Here is a 6,981-nt window from a genome sequence, read left to right as displayed (position 1 = left end):
CAATCCCGCACCCAGGCCGCGCCACTCCGGCGCATCCCCCACAGCGTCGCGGCCACCACGCAGCATCTGCCAGTACCCTCCAGGGCCGCGGCCACCGCCCGGAAATCGGCAACCTATCCCCACCACCGCTATCCCTTCACGCGGCGGGCGATGCGAATTCGGAATGTCGACTGCCGAGTTCATGTGCGGGATGCCATCCTATAACTTGCCAGGTAACTTGCCAGCCAGATGCGATGACAGCGCATCCACAGAAGAGTATTCGAACAAAAGTGGCAAGGGGATGGGGATCCCGATCGCGCGTTCAAGTTGCGCCTTGAAATCGAGTGCCATCAACGAATCTAAACCCTGCGAAAAAAAACCACGCTTGGAATCGACTGGTGTCCCCGCCGCAAGGCGTAGAACTTGACCCAACTCACCGCTGATGCACTTCCGCAGCAGTTCGACCCGACGTCGTGGCTGCTCATTATGAAGTTCCTGTGCTAACGGACGGCCTGCGGAATTCGCGATCAATGGCTGTTGCAGCGAATTCTTCACGCCCGCCGCTATTTCGTGCAGGTTCGACGTCGTTTCTGACAACCGCGCCCAATCGAGCCGCCCGACGGCGATCTGCGGACCCGTACACTTAAGCATCCATTCGCACGCCGAGATACACTCGCCCCTGGTAAGGCTGCCGACGCCGGCCGCATTCAATCGGCGATGATACTCAGAAACTCGCGGGTCACGACCCAATCCCACCATTGCGACCGGTCCCCAATCAATCGCTAAGCACGGCAGACCTAAACCAACCCGGTATTTTGCCAGCGCGTCGAGAAATGAATTGGCGGCGGCATAGCACCCTTGGCCTTCGACAGGGAAGGTCGTCACCAGTGATGAATAAAGGACGAACAGTTCCAGAGGATCGCCAATCGTCAATTGATGCAGATTCCATGCACCGTCAACCTTGGCCGAAAGCCCCTCATGCAATTCGCGATCCCCTTGTCTCCACATCAAGCCGCTGCGCAACACGCCCGCGGAATGAATGACACCTTTGAGGATCGGCATCTCCCGACGCACCTGTGTGATCAGGTATTCAAGTCGATCGCGGTCGGCGATATCGCATCTGTGAAAAGCGACCTGTGCCCCCGAGCGCCGCAATTCCGAGAGAAGATTTTCAGCGCCGTTCCCATGCCGGCTGACCAGCATCAGGTGCCGCGCTCCGCGGGCAATAAGCCAACGCGCGGTCTCCGCACCCAGACCCCCGGTGCCGCCGGCGATCAAATATGTTCCGTCCCGGTCAATGGAAATCCTTGCATCCGTCGACTTCGGTACGCGGCGAAAGCGGTGGCGAAATGACCCCTTCTGTCGAAGCACAACGTCGAACGTCGAACTCGGCGGATTGGAACGACGATCCACACCCTGACGCCTCAATTCCGTCAGCAGCGCATTAGTACGCTCCACGACGCTATCGTCAGTGGTAAGTTCGATATGCTTGACCGCGACCTCAGGATGCTCAACACGCAAGATTCCAGCGGCACCTGCCAATACGGAATCGATAAGCGAATCAGGCATCAGGCCATCGTCGACCGGCGCGGCGTCCTCCGTTATCAACCAAACCGTCACAGAGCAACCTTGAGAGACGTCGGATGCCGCCCGCACAACGGATGCAGATTGCTTTAAAAGGACCGTGGCACGCCGTACGGCTGCCATTGCCAACGTGCATTGCGATGTGGCCAGCGGCACGGAACCCGCAAAATAGAGCACATGCAGTTGTTCACACAACGATTCCTGCGACGACATCTTGATTCGTGGAAGCATGGTTTCCAACGAGCCGATTTCGCACAGTGGCAAACGCTCTTTCATTGCCGTAGCAACTTGGGAACATCGGCCATCGCCGTCGCATATGGCGATCCATCGAACACCTTCACCAAACGTCGCTCCCCTCGACCGCGCCTCGGCCGGAGCAGACGCCAACAACAGCGACTGGCTGGACGCTATGCCAGTTGTCGGCCCAGCAGTTTCCAGCCCCACCGACTCGAATCCTGCCTCCTTCAGCCCCCTTTGCCATTCCAGCTGGTCGAGCAGCGGATGATCAGGGCGTAATAACGTGTCAGTAAAACTCCACCATCCGTCCGTCACGCCAAAGACGAGATCGGTCCACGCCATTCGTCGCGTGGTTTCCTGCAACAGCAGAATCCCGCCCGGCCGAAGCAGTGTGCGAATGTGCTTAAGGGCTTGAATAATGTCCGGCGTGGCATGAATCACATTTGCTGCGAAAATCACATCAAAGCTTTCCGCAGCAAAGCCTTGATCCGCGGGGGCCTGGGCAATATCCAACTTGTGATATTCAGTGATCGCTGACCCGAATCTGTCCGCCGCCTTCCCGACAAATCCGTCGGAGACATCACTGAACACGTAATCAAATGATCCCGGCAACAGCTCACTCAGTACGGATTCGGTCGCGGCACCCGTTCCACCCCCGGTTTCCAGAATCCGCGGTCGCCGCCCCGGCGCGGCGCCGCCAATTATTCTTGCGACCGCAGTCCCTAAAATCCGATTTGCCGCGCGCGCCCACGCCGTATCGGTGTAAACACGAGCAACCGTCACATCCCCCGGCGGAAATAGCACTTCCAATGGCTTTTTTGTCCCGCGCAAAATCTCAGGCATCGCCGACGTCGTTCGCAGCAGCAATCGGAATTCGTGGTCGTTGTCACCAACCGGCCGCGCGGCGACAACGCTCCAATCCTGACTTTCATCGACACATGGCATTGTGGCCAGCTGCACCAGCCGACGGAACAAGAGCCGACGCGAGGGAATAACACCCACCTTCGACGCGATCGCGTCCGGATCAGCCGACGCACTCCGCAAATCCACGCCCAAACCGGACATCACGTGGCGCGCCGCGCAATGTGCATTCTGTTCGAGCTCCCGGAATCTCGTCGCTTCACCAAGAGCCGAAAGTTGAGACTCCCAGTAGTCAAGATCGGAGCGGATCGATAACGCCACAGTCGTGGGATCGCTATCAAGGGGATGTCGGATGAGCTCATAACATGCCGGCTCGTCGATCGCGGTGCCCGGCCCGGCGTCAACTCCCGGCACGGCAGCTAACTCATGGTCGACAATCCGCCCGACTACGAGCCCATCTGAATCAAGCAGAGTTACGGAGGCCCGGACTATCGCCGACGCGTCGGCAAGCTCGACGTGAATCCAGCGAACAGCGCTGACCGGCCCATCAAGACGAAACTGCCGACACCCGCGGAAACCTAACGCAGACTGTGGCAGTGTGCCGCCCATACGCTGCTCAGCCGACGCCACCGCGCCGCGCGCAACGACAGCAAATAGCGTCGACAGCGGCACCCGACTCCGTTGAATTCGTGGCGAAGTCTCTACGGCGGCGATACCTTGGACTTCCAGTAGCGCCTCGCCGTCACGGCGGAACAATCGCAGGAGCACATCATCGCCGATCTCATCATGAAACAGTTGTCGCCGTCCATCGATCCAAGCTTTAAGCTCGACAGATGGCAACTCGTACCAAAGCGAACCGCGCAGAATGGCGGCGATGGCGTCAGGCCGAGGCCGAGTCAAATTTCGATCACGAGAATCTGCGCACGTCTTCTTTGCGACAACTTCGGAAGACGTGCCGGCCTTTCGCGGCGGGGATATTGACTGTTCCGGGCGGTCGCAGCACCCGATGAGGCCCTTCAGGTTTTGCAGCCCGCCGCGAACGATGCTCCAGTCGGGCATAAAGTCGATCAGGCATGCCAGTTCATTGACGCCGTACCCCGCCAAACGACGCATTAGATGACCACAAGTCTCCGGCGTCCCAACCAGCGCACGCTCGGACAGGAATCGGTCGGCCATAAAGCCGACAAAATCGTCCAAGTCCTGCGCAGACAACTTCGCAGGATCGGTTTGAATCGAACGACTCGCGGTCAGGCCGCGGAGTATCCCGATGTTTTTTTTCAGGAATTCGCATAGAGGCCCCCACGCCAGCGCACAGGTGGAGTCCAATTTCGCGCCCACGTAAGTCGGAACCATCACAGTTACGATCCCGCTATCAGGATCATGACCGTGGGCGGCACGCTCTCGCCGATATAGATCGATCCGCTCTCGAAGTTCGGCCTCGGTCTGCGAGAGCAGATGAGTCAGCAGATGCGCTCCCGCCGCTCCCGCGCGGGCGAAAGTTTTTTCACTCGAGACCGCGGTAACCCATAGCGGCAGTTCAGTCTGGATCGGACGCGGATAGATCCGGACCGCCGCGGCGTCAACGCCGGCGCCGCGATCGCTGTGAAAACTAAATGCTTCGCCGCGCCACAAACCCCGCACAGTTTCCAGCGTTTCGAACAATATGTCGTGTCGCCTGGCGAATCGCTCCGGCGCAAAAGCAAAGTCATCGCAATTCCATCCCGCGGCCAACGAGACCCCGACACGCCCGCCGGACAGATTGTCGACCACGCTCCAGTCTTCGGCAATTCTTAGCGGGTGATGCAACGGTGCGACTACACTGCCGGCGCACAAACGCACGCGCCGAGTCTGGCAGGCAATTGCGGCATGCAGGACGGCGGGAGCCGGATAGTTACCCCCTAGCACGGCAAAATGCCTCTCCGGCAGCCAAATCGCATGGAAACCATTTTCGTCGGCAAATCGCGCCGCATCGATCACCATCTGGTATGGGCGCTCGTCCGCTGCTTCCTGATGAAGTGCAAAAAACATCAGAGACAAATGCATCAGACGGCTCCCCTCGGTACGGTCGGTTTATCCAACGAATATACCGCCCCTTCTGCGCAACACTTCAACCCTAACGAACCACCTTTCAACGTATTGTCGAGCACGCGAAAGTGAACGGAGTCGTGCGCGGAGCGCGTCATTGTGACACGCAAAGCAGCAGCGGCGTGCGGCCGACAAAAAACCACGAACTCTCGCAATTCCAGCGACGGACTTCCGAAAACCGTTTCGGCCATCTGAAAAACCGTGTTTAGATAGTCTTCATTTGTCACGCCACGATCGCCACCGTCCACTTCCATCGACAACTCGCGCTGCGCGCCATCGCCGATCGCGGGACCGCCACCCGCGCCGCGAAAATCCGTTGCCGACGAAGTGCAATTCACATTGTTCGCTCGGTCGCCCGCAGGCCAGTACTTTTCCCTCTGCCAAGGATAAGCCGGCAACGGCGGCGTGCGCCGCCGAGCATCGCTACCGTAAAGTCGTTCCCACGCGATGTCGAATCCACTTTGATATGCAGTCGCCAGCTGGTTCAACAGCCAATTCCATGCATCACCGACGGGTTCGTTCGAGGGCGCAAGAGGATTGTCAGAGCCCATCGCGATCATTAACGAATCTCCGCGGAGGGACTCGCTATCGAGTGGTTGGCGCGTCAAAGGAATCATGGTGGCCGCGATTCTCGCCGCCAGCTCTCCCGAGCCCTTTGCCACATAACCGCTCGGCACGACCCCCAGGTCGACCAGTAATCTACAGAGGGCCACTTGGAACGTGATGTGCCGTCGCGACTCATCACCCCCGTTCGGATCATATGCCGCTTCGACGAGCGCCCGCGCACGAAATTCTGCTTCGCGAAATCGATCGCATAACGCGACAAGTCGTTCTGCGAACGCCGAATCAGATGGGTTGGTATTGCCAAATACGAATAACGCCTGTACCGGAGCATAGTGCAGAGGAATTGCCATCCGATCGGCGTCATTCGCCAGTTCCTCCAACTGTCTCAACGCATCCGTCGACGTGCGAACATTCAGCACGCGACGACATGGCAGTTGGCTGCGCACTCCATTTACCGCCGCGCATAAATCGCCCAGTCGGACAGTCGGGTCAACTTGCAGTGCTTCTCGAATCCACGATTCGTAGGATCGGGCAACTACCCCCAATGCAGCAGAACTGTGAGCGCACACGGCAAGCGGAAATGACGTCTGCGGAAGCGCCACCGGCGTCGCCGGAGAGATTGCAGGGGCTTCTTCTTCCACAACGACGTGCGCGTTCGTCCCGCCGAAACCGAATGAACTCACGGCTGCCACGCGACGATCGCGCGACTCCCAGACTCTTCCCGAGTCCGCGATCTTCAAGAAATCCGCTGGCTGCAATTGCTCGTTAATGTCGGCTCGCAACAACGAAGGCGGAATGTATTGATGGTGAAGCGACAAGATTACTTTGATCAAACCCGCAATCCCCGCCGCAGCCTCCAAATGGCCAATGTTCGATTTGACCGATCCGACATAGCACGTCTTTCGATCCGGCGTTTCCCGTCCCACAATCGTCCGCAGCGCGTGAAATTCGATGGGGTCGCCTATGCGCGTGCCCGTACCGTGCGCCTCAACATAGCCGACCCGATCCGCTCGTATATTCGCCATCGATAACGCCCGGCGAATGACGTCCTGCTGGGCCAATCCGTTCGGCGCCGTCAATCCGTTGCTTCGGCCGTCCTGGTTGACCGCATGTCCTTTAATTACGGCGATGATCCGGTCTCCGTCTTTTACCGCATCAGACACCCGTTTAAGGATGACCATGCCGCCGCCCTCGCCACGGACATATCCGTCGGCGGTAGACTGAAAGCTGTGACACCGCCCCGTCGGCGACAGCATTTGCGCATTGGCTAGCACCTGATTCCAGCAATCATCTAAAATCAGGTTGACTCCACCGGCCATGGCTAAGTTGATCTCCCCAGTCTTCAGGCTTTGGCATGCTTGGTGTACCGCCACGAGGGACGATGAACACGCAGTATCGATGGCGATGCTCGGGCCTCGCAGGTCAAGGAAATATGAGATCCTATTGGCGGCAATACTCGGCGCGCCGCCCGTCGCGATGTGTCGATCCCAGTTCGACGATTGCGAGAATCGGAGGAAAAAATCGTTATTGCTGATCCCGATGAACACGCCGGTGTTCGACCCGGCCAGGCCGCCCGGGCGGATCCCCGCGTCCTCCAACGCCTCCCATCCCACCTCCAGCAGCAATCGCTGCTGCGGGTCCATCACCGTCGCCTCCCGCGGCGAGATCCCG

The 6,981-nt window shown here is 58.9% G+C and carries 3 protein-coding genes; all 3 read right to left on the bottom strand.

Annotation, left to right across the window (positions count from 1 at the left end; translation table 11 throughout):
* The coding region (locus tag VGN12_15515; GenBank protein ID HEY4310858.1) for a beta-ketoacyl synthase N-terminal-like domain-containing protein at positions 1–183 on the bottom strand (183 nt) is incomplete at its 3' end.
* A gap of 15 nt (positions 184–198) precedes the next feature.
* Complete coding sequence (locus VGN12_15510; protein ID HEY4310857.1) at positions 199–4,689, bottom strand: MupA/Atu3671 family FMN-dependent luciferase-like monooxygenase; 4,491 nt, start codon at positions 4,687–4,689, stop codon at positions 199–201.
* 14 nt (positions 4,690–4,703) lie between these two features.
* The coding region (locus tag VGN12_15505; protein HEY4310856.1) for a beta-ketoacyl synthase N-terminal-like domain-containing protein at positions 4,704–6,981 on the bottom strand (2,278 nt) is incomplete at its 5' end.

The organism is Pirellulales bacterium, from assembly GCA_036499395.1.
Classification (GTDB): Bacteria; Planctomycetota; Planctomycetia; order Pirellulales; family JACPPG01; genus JACPPG01.
The sequence above is the reverse complement of the archived record's forward strand: the minus strand, read 5'-3'. Positions and strand labels throughout refer to the sequence as shown.